This window comes from Pseudoduganella albidiflava (assembly GCF_004322755.1).
GTDB lineage: Bacteria > Pseudomonadota > Gammaproteobacteria > Burkholderiales > Burkholderiaceae_D > Rugamonas > Rugamonas albidiflava.
The window spans coordinates 7,115,882-7,139,689 of record NZ_CP036401.1 but is presented as its reverse complement, the minus strand read 5'-3'; the positions used below and the strand labels follow the sequence as shown (position 1 = coordinate 7,139,689).

Below are 23,808 nucleotides of genomic sequence, written 5' to 3'. Positions count from 1 at the left end.
GTGAAGCAGGTGGTGAAGCAGGGATTTCGCGAGGCATGCTTCGCGCCTGCTGAACGGGACAGCGCTGCAAGGCTGCCCCGCGCCGGCAAGTAGTATTTGGCATGACGACGATGACCCAGCCCGCCTTCCCGAAACTGCTGTCCTCGCAGATCGCGTTCGACATCGCGCGCGCGATCCTCGATGGCTTCGACAAGCACTACCGCCTGTTCCGCCAGGCCAGCCAGGATGCGCGCGGCTATTTCGAGCGCGGCGAGTGGGCAGTGGCGCAGCAGGCGGCGCGCGAGCGGATCGGCTACTACGACCGCCGCGTGGAAGAGTGCGTGCGGCTGCTGGAAGACGACTACGTGCCCGAGGACCTGACCGACCAGGTATGGCGCGAATCGAAGCTGCACTACATCGGCCTCCTCACGCGTCACAAGCGCCCGGAGCTGGCGGAAACGTTCTTCAATTCGGTGTGCTGCACGATCCTGCACCGGCGCTACTTCAACAACGAATTCATCTTCGTGCGCCCGGTGGTCTCCACCGAGTACATCGAGACCGATGAAGCGGCGCCCACCTACCGCGTCTACTATCCGCAGGCCGATGGCCTGCGCTACACGCTGAGCCGCATCGTCACCAATTTCCAGTTCGGCACGCCGTTCGCCGACCTGGCGCGCGACATCGCCCGGGTGGAAAGCCGGCTGGCCCCGTTCTTCGCCGAGATGGCGCCGAACGCGCAGTTCCAGATCCTGTCCAGCCCGTTCTTCCGCAACAAGGGCGCCTACCTGGTCGGCAAGGCCGTCAACGGCGAGCGCGAACTGCCGTTCGTGCTGCCGGTTTTGCACGCCGATACCGTCCCGGGTGGTCAGCGCGGCCGGCTGCTGCTCGACACCGTGCTGACCGACCGCGAACAGGTCGAGATCCTGTTCTCGTTTACGCGCGCCTACTTCATGGTGGACATGGAAGTGCCGTCCGCGTACGTGCAATTCCTGCGCACGCTGCTGCCGCGCAAGCCGCGCAGCGAGATCTATACGGTGCTGGGCCTGCAAAAGCAGGGCAAGACGGCGTTCTACCGCGACTTCCTGCAGCACCTGAAGCACTCGTCGGACCTGTTCGAGACGGCGCCCGGCATCCGCGGCCTCGTGATGCTGGTGTTCGCGCTGCCTTCGTTCCCGTATGTCTTCAAGGTCATCAAGGATTTCTACCCGCCGCCGAAGGACACCACGCGCGCCCAGGTGAAGGAAAAATACCTGCTGGTCAAGCACCACGACCGGGTGGGCCGCATGGCGGACACGCTCGAGTATTCCAATGTGGCGTTTCCCCGCGCCCGCTTCGCCGAGGCGCTGGTGGCCGAGCTGAAGCACCATGCGCCATCGCAGGTCGAGGAAGAAGGCGACCAGCTGATCATCCGGCACCTGTACATCGAACGCCGGATGACGCCGCTGAACCTCTGGCTGTCGCAGGCCGAAGGCAGCGGCAACCAGGCGGCGCTGGAACACGGCATGGTCGAATACGGCAATGCCATCCGCGACCTGGTGGCGGCCAATATCTTCCCGGGCGACATGCTGTACAAGAACTTCGGCGTGACGCACCACGGCCGCGTGGTGTTCTACGACTACGACGAAATCGAATACATCACCGACTGCAACTTCCGCGCGATTCCGGCCGCGCGCAACGAGGAAGATGAAATGGCGTCCGAACCGTGGTATCCGGTCGCCAGGCACGACGTTTTTCCCGAACAGTTCGGCCAGTTCCTGCTGGGTAACCCGAACATCCGCCGCTGTTTCCTGCGGCACCATGCCGAGCTGCTGACACCGGAATGGTGGCAGCAGCGCAAGGAACGCATCCTCGACGGCATCGTCGACGATGTGTTCCCCTATCCGCAATCCATCCGATTCTGCCATTCCCCGGCACCGGCAACGGTGCCACCCTCACTGGAGACCATGAAATGAATGACCCGATCGTTATCGCCGGCGCAGCGCGCACCCCGATGGGTGCCTTCCAGGGCGATTTTTCCAGCCTGTCCGCCAACGACCTGGGCGCCGTGGCGATCCGCGCCGCCGTGGAGCGGGCCGGCATCGCGCCCGAACTCGTCGAGCACGTGTACTTCGGCAATTGCCTGATGGCGGGCCAGGGCCAGGCACCGGCACGCCAGGCCCTGCTGAAGGCCGGGCTGCCGACGTCCACCGGCGCCGTCACCCTGTCGAAGATGTGCGGCTCGGCGATGCAGGCGGCGATCTTCGCGCACGACCAGCTGGTGGCCGGCAGCGCCGACGTCGTCATCGCCGGCGGCATGGAATCGATGACGAATGCCCCCTACCTGGTGCCGAAGGGGCGTGGCGGCTACCGCATCGGCCACGGCATGCTGTTCGACCACATGATGCTGGACGGCCTGGAAGATGCGTACAGCAAGGATGAAAAAACCGGCGGCGGCCGCTCGATGGGCACCTTCGCCGAGGAATGCGCGACGAAATTCAGCTTTACGCGCGAGCAGCAGGATGCCTACGCCATCGAATCCGTGAAGCGCGCCCAGGCAGCGGCGGCGGGCGGCAAGTTCGCCTGGGAAATCGCACCGGTCACGGTGTCCGGCCGCGGCGGCGACACCGTCATCGACAAGGATGAAGGCCCGGCCAAGGCCAGACTGGAAAAGATCCCGTCGCTGAAACCGGCCTTCAAGAAGGATGGCACGATCACGGCCGCGTCGTCGTCGTCGATCAACGATGGCGCCGCCGCGCTGGTGCTGATGCGCGAATCCACCGCGAAAAAACTCGGCGCGCCGATCCTGGCGAAACTGGTCGGCCATGCCACCAATGCGCTGGCGCCGAACGAATTCACCACGGCACCGGTGGGCGCGATCCGGAAGCTGCTGGACAAGAATGGCTGGAAAGTGTCGGACGTGGACCTGTTCGAGATCAACGAAGCCTTTGCCGCGGTGCCGATGGCGGCCATGCACGAGCTGGACATCCCCCATGCGAAAGTCAACGTGCACGGCGGCGCCTGCGCGCTGGGCCACCCGATCGGCGCTTCCGGCGCGCGCATCATCGTCACCCTGCTGGGCGCGCTGAAGGAGCGCGGCGGCAAGCGCGGCGTGGCGGCCCTGTGCATCGGTGGCGGCGAAGCCACGGCTGTCGGCGTGGAGCTCGTGTAATGGCGGTGGCGTTGATCATCGGCGCGTCGCGCGGCATCGGCCACGAACTGGCGCGCCAGTACCTGCGGGATGGCTGGCGCGTGATCGCCACCGCCCGCAAGGCAACCGATTGCGCGGAACTGGCCACGCTCGGTGCGGAAACGCATGTGCTGGATGTGAACAACGTCGAGGCGGTGGCGGGCCTGGGCTGGAAACTGGATGGCGAACACCTCGACGTGGCGATCCTGAACGCCGGCGTGTACGGCCCGCGGCACGACGGTTTCCCGGTCCAGGCCGATTTCGACCAGGTGATGCACACGAATGTGCTGGCGGCGATGCGGCTGTTGCCCGTCATCGCCCCGCTGGTGGCCGCCGCCGGCGGCAAGCTGGCCGTGATGTCGTCGCGCATGGGTTCGCTCAGCGAGCGGAGCAGCCCGTCCGGCTCGCTGTACCGGGCCAGCAAGGCGGCGTTGAACTCGGTGCTGGTCGATACCGCGCTGGCGTTCGGCGAGCAGGGCGCCACATGCGTGGCCTTGCACCCCGGCTGGGTGCGCACCGACATGGGCGGCGCCGGCGCCGACCTGGACCCGGCGGACAGCGCCAGCGGCATCCGCGCCACGCTGGCCGCCCTGCCCGCTTCGCCGCAGCCGGTGTTCGTCGCGTACGACGGGCAGCCGATCGGGTGGTAGCAGCGCAGTTGAAGAACAGGCTGAACAAGAGCCCGCTGAACAATAAAGAAGACGAGGAGACCCATGGTACTGAGCGAAGAACACCGGATGATCCGCGACGCGCTGCGCGACTACGCCCGCGAGCGCCTGGCGCCGCAGGCGGCGCGGTGGGACAAGGAACATCACTTCCCGCAGGCGGAACTGAAAGAGCTGGCGGCGCTGGGCGCGTTCGGCGTGGCGGTGCCGGAAGAGCTCGGCGGTGCCGGCCTCGACTACGTGTCGCTGGCGCTGGTGCTGGAAGAAATCGCGGCCGGCGATGGCGGCACGTCGACCATCATTTCCGTCAATAACTGCCCGGTCTGCAGCATCGCGATGATGTACGCGAACGCGGCGCAGAAGGAGCAATGGCTGCGCCCGCTCGCGAGCGGCGCGATGCTGGGCGCCTTCTGCCTGACCGAACCCCACACGGGCAGCGATGCGGCCGCGCTGCGCACCACGGCCACGCGCGTTGGCGACGAGTACGTGATCAACGGCGTCAAGCAGTTCATCACCTCCGGCAAATACGCCGACGTGGCGATCGTGCTGGCGGTAACCGACAAGGCCGCGGGCAAGAAAGGCATCAGCGCATTCTGGGTCCCTACTTCCGCGCCCGGCTATATCGTTGCCGGCCTGGAGCAGAAAATGGGCCAGCATTCGTCCGACACGGCGCAGATCGTGTTCGACAATTGCCGGATTCCGGCGGAAAACCTGATCGGCGAGGAAGGCATGGGCTACAAGATCGCCCTGTCCGGCCTGGAAGGCGGGCGCATCGGCATTGCCTCGCAGGCGGTGGGCATGGCGCGCGCCGCCTTCGAAGCCGCGCTCGCCTATGCGAAAGAGCGTGAGACATTTGGGCAACCAATCTTCCAGCACCAGTCGGTACAATTCAAATTGTCCGAGATGGCAACGCAGATCGAGGCGGCGCGCCAGCTGATCCTGTACGCGGCGTCGATGAAGGATGCCGGACTGCCCTGCCTGAAGGAAGCGGCGATGGCCAAGCTGTTCGCGTCCGAAATGGCCGAGCGGGTCTGTTCCGATGCGATCCAGGTGCATGGCGGTTATGGCTACGTGTCGGATTTCCCCGTGGAGCGGATCTACCGGGACGTGCGCGTCTGCCAGATCTACGAAGGCACATCCGACATCCAGAAACTGCTGATCGCGCGGTCCCTGTGAATGTCGCAAAATTGCAGAGTTTCCACAGTTTTGCGTTCACGATGTGCCGGATGATCTTTTTTTGCCATTGCTCTTATACAATAGACAAATAGGAGATTTGCTATGTATCGAGTGATGCTGGTGGAAGACGACGCCCGCCTGGCCGACCTGGTCACGGAATATCTTGCGGGCTACGAGTTCAAGGTGGACGTGGTAAGCCGCGGCGACGAAGCGCTGGGCCGCTTCAAGGCCAGCCCGCCCGATATCGTGGTGCTGGACCTGATGCTGCCCGGCCTGGACGGCATGCTGGTCTGCCGCCAGCTGCGCGACATCACCAAGGTGCCGATCCTGATCATGACGGCCCGCGAGGATTCCTACGACGAGGTATCGCTGCTGGAACAGGGTGCGGACGACTTCATCAACAAGCCGGTGCAGCCGCGCGTGCTGCTGGCCCGCCTGCGTGCCCTGCTGCGCCGCGCCCAGGGCAAGGGCGCGACCGACCAGCTGACGTTCGGCGCGCTGTCGATCGCCACCAGCGACCGCACGGTCACGTGGCGCGGCGAACCGTGCGTGCTGAGCAATACGGAATACAAGCTGCTGCTGGTGCTGGCCGAATCCGCCGGCACCGTGCTGTCGCGCGATGCGCTGCTGAAGAAGATGCGCGGCATCGAATTCGACGGCCTCGACCGCAGCATCGACAACAGCATCTCGAAACTGCGGCGCAAGTTCGACGATGCCGATTCCGAGAAGATCAAGACCGTGTGGGGCGAAGGCTACCTGTTCTCCCCTTCCGCCTGGGCGCAGTAAGACCGCACTTTTCAGCCGACAACCCGCCGCCCGGCCTGACTGGAAACAGCCGGGCTGGCCTGCTTCGCGCGCATCAACCGAAGCATGTGCCGCCGCGCACGCCACTGGCATTCCTGGTGACCTCATTGGCCGGCTGCCGCGCCAGGGCCGGCGATTGAACCATCTCCGGCGCAACTGTACCGGATTGGGTACAGTCGCTGTCCAGTTACGCATCGCCAAGCATGGCATGTAATTAGCTTCAAGATAAGACCCAGCGCTATTGCCACCAGCGAGTCCTATCTTGAAGAGTTCGAAAGCAGGCCGGCCTGCCCGGCAAATTACCCACCCGCTGTCGCGTTCACTGTTGCGTTCAACATTCCGTACGCAGCTCGCCGCTGGCGCGGTCCTGCTGGCTCCCGCTGCCTTCTCCGGCACGCCGGACTTCCCCCTCGGTCCGCTGCCCATCGTGGAAATCGTCGGCATCGCGCCGCAATCGGCCGCCGCCATCGAGCGCGACCGCCTGCCCTATGCGGTACAGCGCGCCACCGACCGGGATGTCACGCAGGCGCGCGCCGACACGCTGGCCGACTACCTGTCGCGCCACGCGGCCGGCATCCACGTCAACGACATTTCCGGCAGCCCGTTCCAGACCGATGTCACGTTCCGCGGCTACCGGGCGTCGCCGGTGCTGGGCACGGGCCAGGGCCTGTCCGTGTACCTCGACGGCGTGCGCGTGAACGAGCCGTTCGGCGACGTGATCAACTGGGACATGGTGCCCGAAGCAGCGCTGGGCGCGGTCCTGCTGGTGCCTGGCTCGAATCCCCTGTATGGCCTGAATACGCTGGGCGGCGCGCTGGCGCTGACGACCAAGTCGGGCCGCAGCCATCCCGGCCTAATGGTGGAAGCCACGCTGGGCAGCGGTGCGCGCCGCCGGCTCGACATGTCGTATGGCACCGCATCGGCTGGATGGCACACCCTGCTGGCGGCAACGGCCTTCGACGAAGACGGCTGGCGCGACCACTCGGCGGGCCGGCTCGGCAATGTGTTCCTGAAAGTGGGCCGCACCGCCGGCGCCTCCGACTGGAGCGTTTCGCTGCTGGGCGGACGCAGCAGGCTGCTCGGCAACGGGCTGCTGCCGAGAGGCACCGCGGACGCGCCGGGCCTGTACGACCTGGACCGCCGCGCCGTCTATACCCACCCCGACCGCACGCGCAACCGGCTCGGCCAGGTGGCCATCAACCTGCAGCAGCAGCTGGGCAGAGATGCCGCGCTGACTGCGTCCGCCTACGTCCGCCACAGCCGGCGCGATACGGTCAATGGCGATGTGAACGACGACGCCGGCGAGGAGGCCAACGAGGATGCCGGCGACTGCGCCGCGGAGCCGGACGATCCGGGCTGCGACGCGGACGTCCATCCGCCAGCGCATCCTGCGGTACTGAACACCACGGCTTCGCGGCAGCGTGGCGAAGGCGCCAGTGTCCAGCTGGCCGTCACGCGCGGCGATCACCAGCTGAGCGCGGGCCTGTCGTTCGACCGCAACCGCGTCCGCTTCGCCCAGTTCGAGCAGGAGGGCTTCTTCAGCGCCACGCGCGAAGTGCTGGCCGATCCGGAAGAAGAACGTGAACCGTCATCGTCGGTTACCGGCCGTGCCCGCATGGCGGGACTCTACGCGAGCGATACGTGGCGGCTGGCGCCCGGCACCTATGCCACGCTGTCGGCGCGGTTCAACCACGCCCGGGTGGCGAATACGCTGACGAATGACGATGGCGTGCAGCCGCGCGAGGAATTCACTTACCGCAAGCTCAACCCGTCGCTCGGCATTGCCCGGCAGGTGAATGCCGCGCTGACGCTGTTTGCCAACGTGGCGCAAAGCAACCGCGTGCCGACCGTGATCGAGCTCGGTTGTGCCGATCCGGAACAGCCTTGCCGCCTGCCGGTGGGACTGCAGGCCGATCCCTACCTGAGCCAGGTGGTGTCGCGCACCGTGGAAGCCGGCGCGCGCTGGCGCACGGCGTGGGCGGACGCGGCGCTGTCGCTGTACCGCACCGTGAACCGCGACGACATCCTGTTCCACAGTGCCGGCACCAGCCAGCAGGGCTATTTCGCCAATTTCCCGCGCACGCGCCACGCGGGTGTCGATGCCGGCGGCACGGCGCGGATGGGCGACGTCACGCTGCGGGCCAGCTACAGTTACCTGGCCGCCGTGTATGCCGCCGATGGCGTGCTGTTTACAGGCGCCCGCAATGTGCGCGCAACCTCGGGAACGCGGCTGGCGGGCCTGCCGCGGCACACGCTGAAGCTGGGCGCCGACTGGGCTCCCGCGCCCGGCTGGACCCTGGGCGTGGACGTGCTGGCGGCATCGAACCTGCTCACGCAGGGCAACGAGGACGGCCTGACGGAGGATGCGAAGGACGACGAGCCGCCCCAGCGGGCCGACTGGCGCATCCGCGGCCACGCCCTGCTGCACCTGCGTGCCGGCTGGCAGCCAGCGCCCGGCTGGGAAGTGTTTGTGCGTGTCAACAATGTGCTCGACCGCCGCTTTGAAACCTACGGCACCGTGGCGGACGATGTCTTCCCGGGCGGCCGGCCGCTGGCGCCCGGCGCCGATGCGGCACCGGCACGCTTTGTCGCGCCCGGTGCGCCGCGCACGGTGCTGGCCGGCCTGCGCTACCGTTTCTGACACGACCCGGAAACGGAACAGCGGCGGCGCCGGGTGATCCGATCCTGCACAACCGCCCCGCGCGATGCCGCCTTAAGGGCACGCTCCCCACGCGTTCGCCCGCGTTTTCCTGCATTTGCCCGCATTTTCTCGGCCAGGATCATTGGCACGCAATTTGCCATTACCTCGTTGCGGCCGCCGTGCGCCGCGCCATGGCACCGGAACGGTCCGGCGCCCCAGGAGAGACAGACGATGAAGACAAAAGCTGCCATCGCGTGGCAGGCGGGCGCCCCGCTGACGATCGAGACCGTGGACCTCGCGCCGCCGCAGGCCGGCGAAGTGCTGGTGGAAATCAAGGCCACCGGTATCTGCCATACCGATTACTACACCCTGTCGGGCGCCGATCCCGAAGGCCTGTTTCCGGCGATCCTGGGCCATGAAGGCGCCGGCATCGTGCTGGAAACGGGGCCGGGCGTGACATCGGTGCGGGCCGGCGACCATGTGATCCCGCTGTACACGCCGGAGTGCCGGCAATGCAAATTCTGCCTGTCCCGCAAGACCAACCTGTGCCAGTCGATCCGGGCCACGCAGGGGCGCGGCCTGATGCCGGACGGCACCAGCCGCTTCACCCTCGACGGCAAGCCCATCCTGCACTACATGGGCACGTCCACCTTCTCGAACTACATCGTGGTGCCCGAGATCGCGCTGGCGAAGATCCGCGCGGATGCGCCGTTCGACAAGGCCTGCTACATCGGCTGCGGCGTCACCACGGGTGTCGGCGCCGTCGTGTTCTCGGCGAAGGTGGAAGCGGGCACCAACGTGGCGGTGTTCGGGCTGGGCGGAATCGGGCTGAACGTCATCCAGGGCGCGAAGATGGTCGGCGCCGACCGGATCATCGGCATCGACATCAATCCGGGCCGGGTCGACATCGCGCGCCGCTTCGGCATGACGGACTTCATCAATCCGCGCGACGCGGAGAATGTCGTCGACCACATCGTGCAGCTGACCGGGGGCGGCGCCGATTACTCGTTCGAGTGCGTCGGCAATACGGCGCTGATGCGGCAGGCGCTCGAGTGCACGCACAAGGGCTGGGGCCAGTCGTTCATCATCGGCGTGGCGGCCGCTGGCGAGGAAATCGCCACGCGGCCGTTCCAGCTCGTCACCGGGCGTCAATGGAAAGGCTCCGCCTTCGGCGGCGCGCGCGGCCGCACCGACGTGCCGAAGATCGTCGACTGGTACATGGACGGCAAGCTCAACATCGACGACCTGATCACCCACACCCTGCCGCTCGAGCGCATCAACGAAGGCTTCGACCTGATGAAGCGGGGCGAATCGATCCGTTCCGTCGTCCTGTACTGACCCATCACGCATCACGCATCACGAATCACGAATCACAACGAGGAGACACAGCATGGCCATCCACATCCATCCCGCCATCGACGCGGGCATCGCCCCGGAAACGCCGGGCTTCCAGGGCGGCACGCTGACGTGCCGCTGCGCCACCGATCCCGTCACCGTGCGCATCGGCAGCCAGGTGGCGCACAACCACGCCTGCGGCTGCACCAAGTGCTGGAAGCCGGACGGCGCGCTGTTTTCGCAGATCGCCGTGGTCGGCCGCGACAAGGTCGAAGTCACCGCCAACGGCCACAAGCTGCAGGTGGTGGACCCGGCCGCCACCATCCGCCGCCATGCCTGCACCGGCTGCGGCGTGCACCTGTACGGGCGCATCGACAACGCGCAGCACGCGTTCTACGGGCTGGACTTCGTGCACACGGAACTGTCGCGCGAACCCGGCTGGGCGCCGCCCACGTTTGCCGCGTTCGTCTCGTCCGTCATCGAGTCGGGCGCCGATCCGGAACAGATGGGGGCGATCCGCGCACGCCTGAACGAGCTCGGGCTGCCGCCCTACGATTGCCTGTCGCCGCCGCTGATGGACGCGCTGGCCGCCAATGCCGCGAAACTGGCGGGCACGCCACGCCAGGCTGGCTGAGGAGGCGCGCATGAAGCCGATCCTTGCCGCGGCGCTGCTGCTCCCCTTGCTTGCGGGCGGGGCGCCCGCCGCGCCCGCGAACGATTTCCCCACCGTGGCACGGGTCGAGTACGTGCTCGAGTGCATGAACAACCATGGCGGCAAGCAGGAAACCCTGTACCAGTGCGCCTGCGTGATCGACCGGGTCGGCGCGCAACTGGCGTACGACGACTATGTGACGATGTCCGCCGCGCTGCGCTACCAGACGCTGGAAGGGCCGCGCGGCGCCGAATTCCGCGACCCGCCAGGCGTCAAGACGATGGCCGCGAAGTACAAGGCGATCCAGGCCGAGGCGGCAAAGGCCTGCATGCTGCGCTAGCGCGTTAATTTGACAGGAAGCCGATGTGAGCAAACTATCATTTCCCGATTGTGTACGTTATGTACGCTGCGCGGTGCACGGCGTGGCGCTGGCCATGTGCATGGCCGCACCGGCGGCATTGGCCGACGCCACGCCCTACCAGGTCGTGGACGGCAACAAGGTCGATGCACGCACCATGAGCGGCTGGCGTACCTGGCGCGCGCTGGCCTGCGAGCGGTGCCACGGCGCGCAGCAGGAGGGCGCCGTCGGCCCCGCGCTGACGGCGAGCATGAAGACGCTGTCGAAGCAAGACTTCAAGAACACGGTGCTGCAGGGCCGCATCGACAAGGGCATGCCGAACTTCGACGGCAGCCAGCAGGTGGTCGACAATATCGACAACCTGTACGCCTACCTGAAGGGACGCTCGGATGGCGCCATCGCGCCCGGCAAGCTGCAAGAGGCCGGCAAGGTGCAGGAGGCCGGCAAATGACGCCCCGGATCGCGGCGCTGCTCGGCGCTGCCGTGCTGTGCGTGGCGGCGCCGGTGCCGGCCGCATCGCAACCTGCCGGGCAGGCCATGCCCGGCGTGGCGCCCAGGGTGGAGTCCAGGGTGGAGGCCAATGAGCGGCCCGTGCTGCGGGTCTGCCAGGACCCGAACAACCTGCCCTTCTCGCGGCGCGACCTGGCCGGCTTCGAGAACCGCATCGCCGCGCTGTTCGCCCAGGAGCTGGGCTGGGACATCGCCTACACATGGTTCCCGCAACGCATGGGCTTCATCCGCAACACGCTGCGCGCGAAGGAGCCGGGCACGGACCGTTTCAAGTGCGACCTGGTCACCGGCGTGGCGACCGGGTTCGACCTGGGCGCCGTGACGCGGCCCTATTACCGTTCCACCTATGCGATGGCCTATGTGGGCGGCAACGGGCTCGATGGCGTGCGCACGCTGGACGACCTGCTCGCGCTGCCGCTGGAACGGCGTGCTCGGCTCAAGCTGGGCGTCTTCGGCGGCTCGCCGGTGGCGGACTGGCTGCTGGCGCACGGCATGATGGGGCAGGTCGTGTCGTACCAGCCGCAATCGGGCGACGCCGAGCAATATCCCGGCCAGATCGTCGAGAACGACCTGGCCGCGGGCAAGGTCGATATCGCCTTCGTGTGGGGCCCGATCGCCGGCTATTTCGCCGGCCGGGCGCCGCAGCACCGCATCGTGGCCGTGCCGCTCGCATCGCCGCCGGGAAGCCGCTTCGACTTCGAGATCGCCATGGCGGTGCGCTTCGGCGACAAGGAACTGAAACAGCGCATCGACGGCCTGATCGACAGCAACCGGGAACGCATCGGCGCCATCCTCGCCGAATACGGCGTGCCGCTGCTCGATGAACAGGGGCGACTGATCGAAACGGACCAGGCGCGCTGAAGGTGGCGCCGGCGCGTGCCATGGCGGAGGCTGGAAGTGGCGACATTGAAAGTCTTCGCATTCGATCATGCCTGCGCCGGCGGAGCGGGAGCCACGCAGCCGTCGGCGGCCCAGCGCTTCGACGGCGCGCTGATGCTCCGCGCGCTGTGCGCCGACTTGCGGCGCCTGCCCGGTGTCGAACTGGTGACGCTCGACGACGCGGCCGCGCGCCCTGCCGGCGGAGTCTTTGACCGATGCTTCGACCAATGCTTCACCGACTGCGTGCTGGCCGCCGACGCCGTGTGGCCGCTGGCGCCCGTGGGCAGCGGCGTGCTCGAACGGCTGTCGCAAGACGTGCTGCGGCACGGGCGGATCCTGCTCGGCAGCACGCCGGCCGCGGTGCGGCTCGCCGGCAGCAAGCGGGCAGCCTGCCATGCCTTGCTGGGCGCGGGAATTCCCACCGTGGCCACGTTCGGCCCGGGCGACACGCTGCCGGCGGCGCCTGGTGCCTGGGTGGTGAAGCCGGACGACGGCGCCGGTTGCATCGATACCCGGCTGTTCCACGACCGCGGCGCGGCGCAACTGGCGGCCGCCGCGCACGTTGGCAGGGAACTCGTGCTGCAGCCATTCGTCGCCGGCCGCGTCGGCAGCCTCTCGCTACTGTGCCGCGACGGCGCCGCGTGCGTGCTGGGCTGCAACGAGCAGCGCATGGCCGTGCACGACAACCACTTCCGCTTCCTCGGCGTCACGGTCAACGGCCTGGCCGGCATGGCGCCCCAGCTCGAAGCGCTGGGGCTGGCCGTCGCCGCCGCGCTGCCGGGCCTGTGGGGCTACGCGGGTGTCGACTTCATCCTGGCCGATAGCGGGCCGCTGGTACTGGACGTGAACCCGCGGCTGACGATCGCCTATGCGGGCCTGCATGCTTCGACCGGTATCAATCCGGCTGGGGCGGTACTGGCGCTGCTGCAAGCGGGGATGCCGCTGCCGCTCCCCGGCCGCATGCCGGCCTGCATCGTGGACGTGCCCGCGTTCGCACCAGGCTAGGCGCAGCCATTGCCGACGCTCTCGGTGGGATATTTACTTGCCGTTGTCGCGGCATGGGCCGTACACTCGCCTTCGCGCAACTGTGCAATGTACCAAGAAGCGGATGTATCAACTACTGAAAACCATGCCTTCACGAATTACGCTTGATCTTCCTCGCCGGATACATTGAAATACATCATGCAGTCGCTTGCTATGCTGGATGCAATATTGGAAGAGGAATGGGGTTTCCGGTACTTTTCTTTCGATGCGGGCTGGTCGTTAGATGCAAAGATGGGCTCGATGCGTAATGGCCAAAGCAATGATCTGTTTGCTGTTTTCGATCCAGCAAGGTGTTTTATTCATGGGTTCGATCACGAATCGGCGATGTCATCCTGAATTTCAGATCCGCCAAAAATCTGGCCTGGCGTCCTGAACATATTCCCAAGCAATTTTATTCGTCGTTGACGGAGCCGGCGTTTCATATGGAGGATACGACTTCTGCATTTGGTATCCGCAGATTCCTAGGGAAGCGCTGAATAAATTGGTTTTAAACCACCCGGGCGATGGCTGGCTGCGTTGGCCTCAGGCGAGGCCGAGAAAGCGCATTTGATTGCTATGTAACGGCTGAATTTGTCGTTTTTTGGGCTTTATCGGGTGATTCTCGTCCTCAGGACGCAACTTGGGTATGTTGGCTGCCAAGGTACCTGCGAGCCAGTACGAGATTGGCAAAGCCGAACAGTGTGAACAGTTGAGCGTTGTTCTTCGCGAGGCCCCGATAACGGGTTTTACGATGTTTGAACAGGCACTTCACGACATGGAAGCAATGCTCCACTTTCGCTCGCACGCTCCCCTTCGCCCGCTCCAGTTTTTCCTTAGCCAGATCGACACCGCGTTTCTTGAGCTTTTGGCGCAGGCTCAGTTTCATCGCCACGTGCCACGTGATCGCTTTGCCAGCGTTCTCTGCACGCTTGCCAACGCCCTGGTACCCCGCATCGCCCAGCACCATCTTTTCGCCACCGTGCAGCAGTGCATGTGTCTGCGTGACGTCCGAAACATTGCCGGCCGTGCCGACAACGGTGTGCACCAGTCCGGTAGCCATGTCAGCGCCAATGTGCGCCTTCATCCCGAAGTGCCAGTCATTTCCCTTCTTCGACTGATGCATTTCAGGATCGCGCTTCTTGTCCTTGTTTTTGGTCGACGGCGGTGCCGCGATCAAGGTGGCGTCAACGATAGTCCCTTCTTGCATCACGAGACCTTTGCTGGCCAGATAGCTATTGATCTCGTCGAAAATCCGCTTCGTCAACTCATGCTTTTCGAGCAGTCGGCGAAACTTGAGCAGCGTTGTCGCATCCGGCGCAGACTCGTGCGTCAGATCGACTCCGACAAATCCGCGAATCGCCTGGCTATCGTAGATGGCGTCTTCAATGCCTTCGTCGGACAAGCCAAAGCACTGCTGGACGATGTACATGCGCAGCATGCGCTCCAGACCGATTGGAGGGCGGCCACGTCCATCGCCCTTGGGGTAATACGGCAGTAAGGCGGCAACCAATGCCGCCCAAGGAGTGATGGCCTCGATCTCAGCGAGGAAACGCTCGCGGCGTGTACGCTTCTTCTTGCCAGAGAACTCGACGTCGGAAAAGCTCGATTGCTTCATCATCGGGGCAGCAGAACGGGGATGTGTCATTGTGCCAGCACGGCAGCACGCCGTGGCAGCAAGATGGCGATTAAATCAGCGCTTCCCTAGGTTTGGATTCAGGGCGAGATGGATGTCGACACTTCACATTAAACTTTGCCCAAGTATAGAATTCTTTTGTCACATATGAACAGGCGGTCTACTCCTGCCGGTGATTTTGCGCCTTACTCTTTTCGTAGAAACCAACTTACATGCCCACTTCACTCCGATATCTTTTAGAACATCTAGAGGACCCGTTTTCGTTCTTTCCTATCCAATGCGTTTCCCGGTCGCTACAGCAATTAATTGAAAGTACAGACGAAGATTTTATCAGCCGAATGGGCCCACAGGGGGTGGCTCGAAAGTATTGGGATGTTCCTTCAGAGCTGCTTTACGAGGAAATCGGCCTACTCATTGGCGCTTCATTCGTGTTGGGTCAGGCAATGATTACGCAGACCATATCAATTCTTAACAAAATTCAAGAACTGGCTGCCCAGACTTCTGCCTTGCCGAGTGGGAAAGGAGCAATACTTTGTTTTCATGCATCGATACATACTGGCAGTGGACTTAGCCATCCGTGTATAGTCGATCTGGCTGCTAACTATTTCAAGCATCATAGTGAGTGGCCTGAACAGTGGGCGCTATCCGGCGGCGGCAGCTTGCAGGCACGAACGATTCAAGGATGCATAGCAATCGGAATGTCTCCTGGTGAAGTTACTGACAACATGTTCGCCGCGCTCCATACACTCGGCGATGCCAATAGCGGCATTGAGATAATTCAAGCGCGTATTGAACTATGGCGGGAACGTTTAGCAAGACACCTGTACTCAGTCTTAGGAATACCTGATCCAAAAATTTGACTGTTCGAAATCCGAAGAGGACCTTTTATGTCGCGACAATGCGAAGTGTACAGGTTCAGCGGCGGCCATCCGAGGCTACTACCACGTTACCCTCAAGACATTTCACCATAACATAAGCGCAGTCAAATCCAGACTCCATCCTTACATACAGATACCTCGACCACATCTGGCAAATAATTCGATATCATGAGCAGCAGTCAAAAATAGAACCTCTTCGCTGGATTAATTACTGTAGTACGGCCCATTTTGGTCGTAAACGGATGACCTTCGGTTGCCAAGCTTCCATGAATGCTAGATCAAAAAATACAAATTGCACTCGTACATCTAGACTTTCGTGCAGCATCAACGGCCGTGGTCCCTGATGGGTTTTTCTTGCCGGGCCCCAATCGATTCCGCGCATTTCCATGCCAAGTGCTCAGTTCAGTCGCTCAATTTCCTGTTGATCCCAATCTAGTTGCGATGTCTCATGTAGACAGCTGTGTAATTTGATGTATTGCTTACCCTTACCCTGGTTGCTTAATCGCGATAATTGACGGAATCACATGGATATCCGCTGCGAGATACCCCCTTTGCCATCGCCTATAATTTAAGAAACCTTGTAAATTTTCTTCCTTTCCGTGAGGTAAAATGTGGCGATAGCTAAACCTAACGCATACATGCAACCTACCATCCTTCCTACGCGCCCGGCCCCTAAGTTGCCAAAATGCAACTCGGGCACTGTCGACACGGCCTTGCTTATTGAAGAATTCAAGCGTATCTACTCTCGGGATAGAGTTCCGGTTCAGGTCGACTTCAGGAAATTAGTGAGTTGGCTTAAAGTCGGCGACCAGTTAACGCATCAGATTCATCCATATCCAGCGAAGCTATTGCCCCACATAGCACATTTCTTTGTTCATTGCAATATGCATGGCGGAGAAAAGTATGTACTAGATCCGTTCTGTGGATCTGGCACAGTAGCATTAGAAGCATCGCTGGCCGGCCACAATGCGTTGGTCGCAGATGCAAATCCTCTTGCAATATTGCTAACCAGAGTGAAGACCACTCCTTACAATTTGGAGCAGCTCAGAGAAGCCACTAAGAGGATTGTTGAACGTGCTGCCCGTCTCCGCACCGCGCCCGAGATCCTTGTTGTCAACAGTGAAAAGTGGTATGCACAAGATGTGAAGCGTCGGCTTGAGATACTTCTCCGTTCCATTAAGGAATACGATGACGCTGAAATTAAGGAATTTTTCCTCGTATGCTTCTCGGCCACTGCACGGAAAGTAAGTCGCATCGATCCTGCAATAGCGGTTCCAGTAATGTTACGGACGAAAGATGCGTTTAGCGAACAACAAAATTTACGCATTCTAGAGAGGCTAGCATGGGTTGAGGCTGCTCGCCCTTTAGACGAGTTTTTCCGCATTTGTCACGCTAATATTTCTCGGGTCGAGGCTGCAAACAAAGTGAACCCCGGACGCAAAGTTGTGAACGTAGTCAGCAATGATGCCCGCTCGCTTTCGTCGGACAAGATCCCCCCTGCAGGCGTTCCGTTAGTCATAACGTCGCCACCATACGGTACTGCGCAAAAATACGTTCGCTCCTCCAGCCTCTCACTAAATTGGCTAGAGCTTGTACCGCCTCATAGATTAGCTGAGTTCGAAGGCCACTCGATCGGTAGGGAGCACTCGCCAGCTTATCGAAATGAAATTAGTGCGCAGGCGTTACCATCAGCTTATGAATCGCTCTTAGTCGAGGTCAGCCGCACAAACATTCTGCGCGCTCATATTACGCGTCAATATCTATTGGAACTTAAGGTTGCACTCAAGGAGATGCATTCAAAATGCGCCCCTGGAGGTCGGATAGTAATAGTCATTGGTAACAACGAGGTATGTGGTCATACCCTATTCACGAATGAGTATATCTCTCAGGCAATGGAAGATCTTGGGTGCCAAGACGAACTAGTTCTCGTTGACCAGATTAAATCCCGAGGCCTGTTAACTAAGCGAAATAAAACCGCCTCAGTAATCGCCAAAGAATTCATTATGGTTTTTAAAAAGGCCAAGTAGCATGCGTACCGATCTCGAAAGTGCTATTCAAACATTGCGTCGCCATGCTTGGGATGACGAAATCCAATGGCCTCAGGTTGAACGTTGGCTGAACAATTTTCAAGGCGAAGTCGTTGATAGAGAGGACGAGCAGCTCTACGCACTGTATGCGCTCACCAGATTTATGTATTTTGGCCGCAGCCTTGTCCGTGAAATGCTTCGCTCTCTTTATAGAGATCATTTCGAAGCACCGATGAAGCAGCGTCTACGGCGCGCTAATAATAATACACGCGACGTACAACTCCTTGAAAACCTTTATCAAAATGAACTTCATACGACGCGATTTCTTGGGGTCGGCAACCCGGCAGAGAGCGGTGCGCACTTACTTTATTATTTTCGGCAAGAGAACCATTTACCGAAAAATCTTTTCGCGGACCTATCTTCCGCTTTCGAACCCCAAGCGCGAAATGGTCAGACCGTTGGATTTGTACCGCGCGATAAAAAAGTTAAACGATATGTTTTCTTTGATGATCTAGTCGGTTCAGGCACTCAGGTTAGCCAATACTTAAGTGGCTGCCTTCCAAGCATACGTGCAGAAGCTCCAAACGTCGAGTTAGCTTACATGTGTCTTTTCGGAACGAAAAAGGGTATGGAAAGAGCAAATGAAGCAGATCTCTTTGATGGGCGTGCTCAATGTCTATTTTTTTTAGACGACAGTTATAAGGCCTTTGAAAAGTCCTCGCGCTATTTCCAGTCGTCTCCAACATGGTTTAGCCTTGACATCATGCGCCGTATCGCTGAGCACTATGGTGCGAAACTTTGGGCTAATGATCCCCTCGGATATAGAGATGGCCAATTGCTTTTGTCTTTCTCCCACAATACTCCAGACAACGCTCCGCCTATTTTTTGGGACGAAAATTTCTATGTACAGTGGGCTCCCGTCTTCTTACGCTATTCCAAGATTTATTAAAATATGATTACACATTCCAATCCATTTGCGCTTGTAAAAGCCTCTGACATTACGGATCAGCTAATCAACGATCTTTGGGTAGAACTCGGCCACGTCGCGATTCGTTCCATTATCGAGCCGACCTCGACACGATCAAAATTTATCCTAGGCGGAAAAGGAACTGGGAAAACACACATCCTTCGATATTATTCGTACTCCGCCGTTAAACTACGCGGCAGACGCAAATCCGGATTAGATGTTATCGCGGAGAGCAAATTCCTTGCTGTGTTCCTCCGTGCATCAGGGTTGGACGCGCCTCGATTTGAAATCCCTGGGATTGACACTTTCGAATGGCAACAACTATTCTCGGTATATCTTGAGCTTTGTTTAGCTCAAGCAGTGCTGGATGCATTAGCGGATGTTGTCGTATCTACCCCGGGCGAAGAGTTCAATCAGGTCGAGTTCATTCAAGAGATCCAAACTAAGTTGGCAGGGGCTGATCTATCGAATTGTAATACGATAGTGGATCTTAAACGTTGGGTATTAGAGCAAACACGCAGTCTCGATGACGCAGTGAACAACGCTGCCTATACACGCAAGTTAGATGTTCGCGTCCCCTTCTCTATCGGCAAGCTCGCCATTCCAATTGCGCGTGCGATGGGAAAACTACACTCAAGACTTGCGGATATCCCTCTAATATATCTCATTGATGAGATAGAAAACTTCTCCGTAGCACAACAGCAGGTGGTTAATACGCTCATTCGCTATGGCGAAGGCTTAGCAACTTTCCGCGTAACTGGACGGCTTTATGCTCGGAAGACTAAGGCCACATTAGCGGATGGCGAGGAAAATCGGGAACATGCGGAATTTAAAACCGAAATCCTCGATGAGAAACTTAGGAATTATCCGAAGTATCCTGAATTTTGTTCAAAGTTCGTTAGGAAAAGATTACTTTTAGCTGGAATGGGTAGTGCTGTCGCTAATGAAAACTTTTCGCCAGCATCATGTTTCGAAGAGATCGATCAATCAAACTTTTACAACGAAGCTATCAATCTACTTGGCGTCGCAGATGGAGCGCAACTTTCACTAAAGAATTTCAGCGACGAACTTCGCGCGTTACTGAAAGATGCTTACTCAGAAGATTTGGCTCAGGAACTTACCTCTACCTTAACCGAGGGATTGCCGCCCCTGTTGCAAAAGTTAAACATTGTTCTATTCTGCAAAAAACTTTCGAAGCGAACTAAGTTGGCGCACTTAGCAGGTTTAGTCCGTCAGATGTCTGATGAATATTTTGAAAGCCACGGGCAAGCAAAAGGTCCATACGCAACAGCGTATGGACATTACTCAACAGATCTTTTTAGCCAAATTTGTCGAGACTCACGTCGCGCCCTTGGCGTACCATACGCTGGATTTGAAGTTTTTACACGTATGTCGTGGGGCAACCCTCGCAACTTGCTGATTGTGTTAGGTCATGCATATGAAATAGCCCGATTTAAGGAAATTGACTTTATTAATGGTCGACCTCTATCTATCCAACACCAAACGCAAGCAGCTGTCGACGCGGCACGATTCGCTTTCGAAAACGACTCAAATTACGGTCGTGTATCTGATGTAGCTAGAGATGCAACAAGACGTTTGGGAGAATTTTTGCGTACTGCGCGGTTTTCGTTACGTATTCCAGAAGTTTCTCCTCTTGCAGTTAGTTTTTCCGAGGACGACTTGAGCCCGAGCGCGCGTGAGGTCTTGAACGCCGCATTAAATTACTCTCTCATTTATGAAGTTTATGACGGGCGACCAGATAGAAATACCAAGATTCTAAATAGAAAAATTCAATTGAATGCGATGCTATCTCCTCGCTGGGGACTTCCTGTCGTCCGCCGAGGTGACATAAGCTTGAATCGAGATTTGCTAGATGCTATTTTCGTTGAGGGAAAGCGAGAGTCTTTTGACGCGCTTCTAAAGGCGGCGAGCTTACGCTGGAATAGCGTTATTCGCTCTCTTGGAACAGAAATTAGCCAACCAGCGTTATTCTAAATGATCGATTATTCAATCTACTATCAGCAAGAGCTCCACCCAAGCGAAATTAATGGTATTGCCCATCACGATATCTTCGTTTCCGCGTTCAATTCTAGTGAGCGTGTGAGAAAGGTGTATGAGCAGATTTCAGCTGATCGAAAAATCTGGTTAGTTCACCCCGAATATCGATACGATGCTGATGAGCTGCCTCAAAATCAAGAGATGGTTTTACCAAAGGTTAATAACGAGGCTGAACAGACATATGACCTGTTAGCTTCTTTAGGACCCTTGGATGGAAAAACTCTGTGCATCGACATTACTGGATTTATGAGGCATGTGTTGATCTCATTGATGGCAGGGCTCGCCCGAGTTAGCGTAGCACAAGTTACCGTCCTGTATTCTGAACCTGAAAGTTATGCGAAGCAGGAAGCAACTCAGTTCAGCACGAGTACATCAGGTAGCGTAAGAACTATTCTAGGAATGCGCCAAACTAGAGATGAACAAGCTCCTGACGTATTAATACTTGGAGTTGGCTTCGATGACAAACTCATTAGTGAAGTAATTAACCATAAAGAACACTTGGTAGTATATCCGGTACTAGGATTTCCATCACTAAGTCCCGATATGTTTCAACAAAGTGCCATCAGGGCCGCTCGAAGTGCAGCTCCGGCGCTCGATGAAGCATGGATAACGAAGAGGTATTTCGCGCCCGCGAATAATCCATTCGCCACCGCGACGGTTGTTTCTGAAATAGTTAAACGGCTCGATTTGGCGGGTATTCCGCCAAATATCTACTTGTCGCCGCTGTCGACTAAAGTCCAAGTGCTTGGCTTTGTGTTGTATTGGATTTTGGAAGGACAGTATCGCGGCGCCATATCGCCGCTCCTGCCAGAATGCGACACGTACGCACAGGAAACGACAATTGGACTGAAAAGGCTATGGAAGTACGACGTTGAGCTACAGCGTAAATAGTTACGCCCTCACTTCGTCCTATTGCGTTCGCTATGAACATATAGTGCCTGCGGGTGGGGATAACTGCGTGTAGCTAGCTAGCTGGGTTCGCCAACCCATCAAGTTCACCCACGTTACCGCGTCCTTGGCATTCAGCACCACGGCCTCCGGTCGTAAATTTCCACCATGCTCAGCGTCGGCGATGATGATCGTGAAGCCCTGACGCTTTTTGTTCAATCCCTGATGTGAAACAGGTCAGCGTCGCAAGTACTGCGGGCCGCGATCGGTAACGTGGATGTGCCGGGGGTTGCTCCTGCCCTTCTCGCCAATCCACCCATACCACCATTAGCTGGTTTCACCGGTCGACCGGACTTGAGTGGGAACGCCAGTAATTAGCGCTGATCCTTTCATGCAAAGCGTCCTGAGGTTGCACGGCAGAATCTTGCCACCGAGTCGTATAAATACGATTTTTCTCCTGAAATGTTGTTCATAAACAATTTTGTGGCACACTGATCGTCGTTAGATGAGTATTCTTTGTGCACATGGCAAAAACCACCCAATTTCACTCCGCAGCCGCACTCGATATCGCAGCTCGCCTTGGAGATCGACTCCGGAGAGCAAGGAAATCGCAGCGGCGCACCCTTGCCGATCTCGAACAGTCGAGCCGGATTCATCGCCAGACGCTTGCCCGGCTCGAGCATGGCGACCCGACAGTCTCGTTTGGCGTGGTATTGATTGTGCTCGAAGCCCTGGGCCAGCTGGCCGACCTGGAGATGCTCGTCGGGAACCCGGAGAGTGTCCGGCCACTCGTTTCCGACGATACCGATTCACTGAACAGGGATTTCTGATGGCGCGAACAACGATGGTCGTGTTCGACTGCACGACGCCAGCGGCCCCGATTCCTGTCGCATCATTCGGCTTGAAGCGTAACGGTGACGGCCGCTTCGCCTATGGCAAGCGGTATCTGCAGCGTCCCGCCGCGTTCAGCCTGGACCCGAGACATCTTCCGCTCGAGGACCGCGAACTCCTGCTGCCAAGGCAGCCCGATGGCACGTACGGCGTGCTGTCGGATGCCGGGCCGAACGCCTGGGGTGCGAAGCTTGCCGCACGCCTGCTGCGGCAGGCGCGCAAGCCGCTGCCCGGAAATCCCGTTGAGTGGTTTTTACAGTCGAAGCATTTTGGTTCGGGCTGTCTGGCCTTCGCGGCAAGTCCGGACGAACCGCCGCGGCTTGGCGACATTCCCTGCCGATCGTCGGACCTTTCGTCCCGACTGCTCGACGCATTGGATCGATACCTGAGCAATCCGGACCCTGACCTGGACGCGGAAACCGTCAACCTGCTATTTCCAGGCAGCGACCTGGGCGGCCTGCGTCCGAAGACGATCGTCATGCACGACGGCGTGGAGCACATTGCAAAGTTCAGCCGCCCCGATGATCTGTTCGATGTTCCGGCCGCCGAGTACGCGACGCTCAGGCTTGCGCACCTGGCCGGGATTACGGTCCCTTCGTTCGAACTGGTTTCGATCGGTTCTGGACAACGCTCGGTCCTGCTGGTGGAGCGTTTCGACCGTACCGGCAAAGGACACCGCATCCATTATCTCAGCGCCCATAGCCTGCTTCGACCAGGGCCGTTGAGCGCGGACCAGCGGGAATATCAAACCAGCTTTTCCTATGCCGCGATTGCCGAAGCCCTGCGGCCGCGCAATGATGCGGCGCCCGCGGATGCGCACGAGCTTTTTCGGCGCATGGTCCTCAATATCATGGTCGGCAATGTCGACGATCACCTGCGCAACCATGCCTTGCTGATGCGGGAACCCGGTGTCTTGCGCTTGTCCCCGGCATTCGACATTTGCCCCCACCTCGAGGCGCCATTCCGCGGACAGAACATCGGTGTTGGCGCCTTCGGCACCGCGAGCACGGTGGAGAACGCCCTCTCGCAATGCCGGCGATTTTTCCTGACGCTGGAAGAAGCACTGAAGATCGTCACCGAAGTGAAAGATGTCGTCTCGGGCTGGCGCCAGGAATTCGCGGACGCCGGTGTCAGCGAGACCGATCGGTACCGGATCGCCGGGTGCTTTGCGGTCGCGGAGGAAGCGACAGGCGTCCAAGTCAATCTTGGTTATCCAAGCCGCGGTGACGATACGGAAGACGGCTCCGGCCAGGCGCCAGCGCCATCCATGTAAGCATC

The 23,808-nt window shown here is 59.7% G+C and carries 21 protein-coding genes; 20 read left to right on the top strand and 1 reads right to left on the bottom strand.

Annotated elements, in window-relative coordinates:
* Positions 1-110: 110 nt before the first annotated feature.
* From aceK to EYF70_RS29670, 13 genes are all read left to right on the top strand, one after another.
* Positions 111-1,931 carry a bifunctional isocitrate dehydrogenase kinase/phosphatase gene (gene aceK, locus EYF70_RS29730; protein ID WP_131149426.1) on the top strand — a complete coding sequence of 607 codons (1,821 nt, stop codon included), beginning with the start codon at positions 111-113 and terminating at the stop codon, positions 1,929-1,931.
* The gene (locus EYF70_RS29725) at positions 1,928-3,127 is read left to right on the top strand and encodes an acetyl-CoA C-acyltransferase (protein ID WP_131148597.1); all 1,200 of its coding nucleotides are present in this window, start codon (positions 1,928-1,930) and stop codon (positions 3,125-3,127) included. The genes aceK and EYF70_RS29725 overlap by 4 nt, the downstream gene beginning before the upstream one ends.
* The gene (locus EYF70_RS29720; protein ID WP_131148596.1) at positions 3,127-3,795 is read left to right on the top strand and encodes an SDR family oxidoreductase; all 669 of its coding nucleotides are present in this window, start codon (positions 3,127-3,129) and stop codon (positions 3,793-3,795) included. The genes EYF70_RS29725 and EYF70_RS29720 overlap by 1 nt, the downstream gene beginning before the upstream one ends.
* 63 nt (positions 3,796-3,858) lie before the next feature.
* Positions 3,859-4,986 carry an acyl-CoA dehydrogenase family protein gene (locus EYF70_RS29715; protein WP_131148595.1) on the top strand — a complete coding sequence of 376 codons (1,128 nt, stop codon included), beginning with the start codon at positions 3,859-3,861 and terminating at the stop codon, positions 4,984-4,986.
* 102 nt (positions 4,987-5,088) lie between these two features.
* Complete coding sequence (locus tag EYF70_RS29710) at positions 5,089-5,772, top strand: response regulator (protein WP_131148594.1); 684 nt, start codon at positions 5,089-5,091, stop codon at positions 5,770-5,772.
* 343 nt (positions 5,773-6,115) lie between these two features.
* Positions 6,116-8,431: a TonB-dependent receptor gene (locus tag EYF70_RS29705; RefSeq protein WP_229420620.1), complete on the top strand. Its 2,316-nt coding sequence runs from the start codon at positions 6,116-6,118 to the stop codon at positions 8,429-8,431.
* A gap of 231 nt (positions 8,432-8,662) precedes the next feature.
* Positions 8,663-9,769 (top strand): S-(hydroxymethyl)glutathione dehydrogenase/class III alcohol dehydrogenase, encoded by a 1,107-nt coding sequence (locus EYF70_RS29700; RefSeq protein ID WP_131148592.1) that lies wholly within the window; start codon positions 8,663-8,665, stop codon positions 9,767-9,769.
* A 52-nt stretch (positions 9,770-9,821) separates the two neighbouring features.
* Positions 9,822-10,400, top strand: coding sequence for an S-(hydroxymethyl)glutathione synthase (gene gfa, locus EYF70_RS29695; protein ID WP_131148591.1), 579 nt, complete (start codon positions 9,822-9,824; stop codon positions 10,398-10,400).
* Between the two features lie 10 nt (positions 10,401-10,410).
* The gene (locus EYF70_RS29690; protein ID WP_131148590.1) at positions 10,411-10,758 is read left to right on the top strand and encodes a hypothetical protein; all 348 of its coding nucleotides are present in this window, start codon (positions 10,411-10,413) and stop codon (positions 10,756-10,758) included.
* Between the two features lie 94 nt (positions 10,759-10,852).
* Complete coding sequence (locus EYF70_RS29685; RefSeq protein ID WP_131149425.1) at positions 10,853-11,227, top strand: c-type cytochrome; 375 nt, start codon at positions 10,853-10,855, stop codon at positions 11,225-11,227.
* A complete protein-coding gene (locus EYF70_RS29680) occupies positions 11,224-12,147 on the top strand; it encodes a quinoprotein dehydrogenase-associated putative ABC transporter substrate-binding protein (RefSeq protein WP_131148589.1) in 924 nt (307 codons plus the stop codon). Before EYF70_RS29685 ends, EYF70_RS29680 begins: the two co-directional genes overlap by 4 nt.
* A 36-nt stretch (positions 12,148-12,183) precedes the next feature.
* A complete protein-coding gene (locus EYF70_RS29675) occupies positions 12,184-13,170 on the top strand; it encodes an ATP-grasp domain-containing protein (RefSeq protein WP_131148588.1) in 987 nt (328 codons plus the stop codon).
* A gap of 177 nt (positions 13,171-13,347) precedes the next feature.
* Positions 13,348-13,545, top strand: a complete 198-nt coding sequence (locus EYF70_RS29670) for a hypothetical protein (RefSeq protein WP_165497819.1) — start codon at positions 13,348-13,350, stop codon at positions 13,543-13,545.
* Between the two features lie 271 nt (positions 13,546-13,816).
* On the opposite strand, the gene EYF70_RS29665 is transcribed toward EYF70_RS29670, so the two are convergent.
* A complete protein-coding gene (locus EYF70_RS29665) occupies positions 13,817-14,806 on the bottom strand; it encodes an IS5 family transposase (protein ID WP_131148586.1) in 990 nt (329 codons plus the stop codon).
* Positions 14,807-15,033: 227 nt separating this feature from the next.
* On the opposite strand from EYF70_RS29665, the gene EYF70_RS29660 reads away from it, so the two are divergent.
* The 7 genes from EYF70_RS29660 to EYF70_RS29630 all read left to right on the top strand — a co-directional run bounded on the left by EYF70_RS29660 (position 15,034) and on the right by EYF70_RS29630 (position 23,803).
* Positions 15,034-15,681: a hypothetical protein gene (locus tag EYF70_RS29660; protein WP_131148585.1), complete on the top strand. Its 648-nt coding sequence runs from the start codon at positions 15,034-15,036 to the stop codon at positions 15,679-15,681.
* A 731-nt stretch (positions 15,682-16,412) separates the two neighbouring features.
* Entirely contained in the window at positions 16,413-17,726 is a 1,314-nt protein-coding gene (locus EYF70_RS29655) for a DNA adenine methylase (RefSeq protein WP_165497818.1), read from the top strand.
* A 1-nt stretch (position 17,727) separates the two neighbouring features.
* Positions 17,728-18,675, top strand: coding sequence for a phosphoribosyltransferase-like protein (locus EYF70_RS29650; protein ID WP_131148583.1), 948 nt, complete (start codon positions 17,728-17,730; stop codon positions 18,673-18,675).
* A gap of 3 nt (positions 18,676-18,678) precedes the next feature.
* Complete coding sequence (locus EYF70_RS29645) at positions 18,679-20,688, top strand: ORC-CDC6 family AAA ATPase (RefSeq protein ID WP_131148582.1); 2,010 nt, start codon at positions 18,679-18,681, stop codon at positions 20,686-20,688.
* Positions 20,689-21,642, top strand: a complete 954-nt coding sequence (locus tag EYF70_RS29640) for a hypothetical protein (protein WP_131148581.1) — start codon at positions 20,689-20,691, stop codon at positions 21,640-21,642.
* 521 nt (positions 21,643-22,163) lie between these two features.
* Positions 22,164-22,469 (top strand): helix-turn-helix domain-containing protein, encoded by a 306-nt coding sequence (locus EYF70_RS29635; RefSeq protein ID WP_131148580.1) that lies wholly within the window; start codon positions 22,164-22,166, stop codon positions 22,467-22,469.
* Positions 22,470-22,483: 14 nt separating this feature from the next.
* Positions 22,484-23,803: a type II toxin-antitoxin system HipA family toxin gene (locus tag EYF70_RS29630; RefSeq protein WP_165497817.1), complete on the top strand. Its 1,320-nt coding sequence runs from the start codon at positions 22,484-22,486 to the stop codon at positions 23,801-23,803.
* Positions 23,804-23,808: the final 5 nt, after the last annotated feature.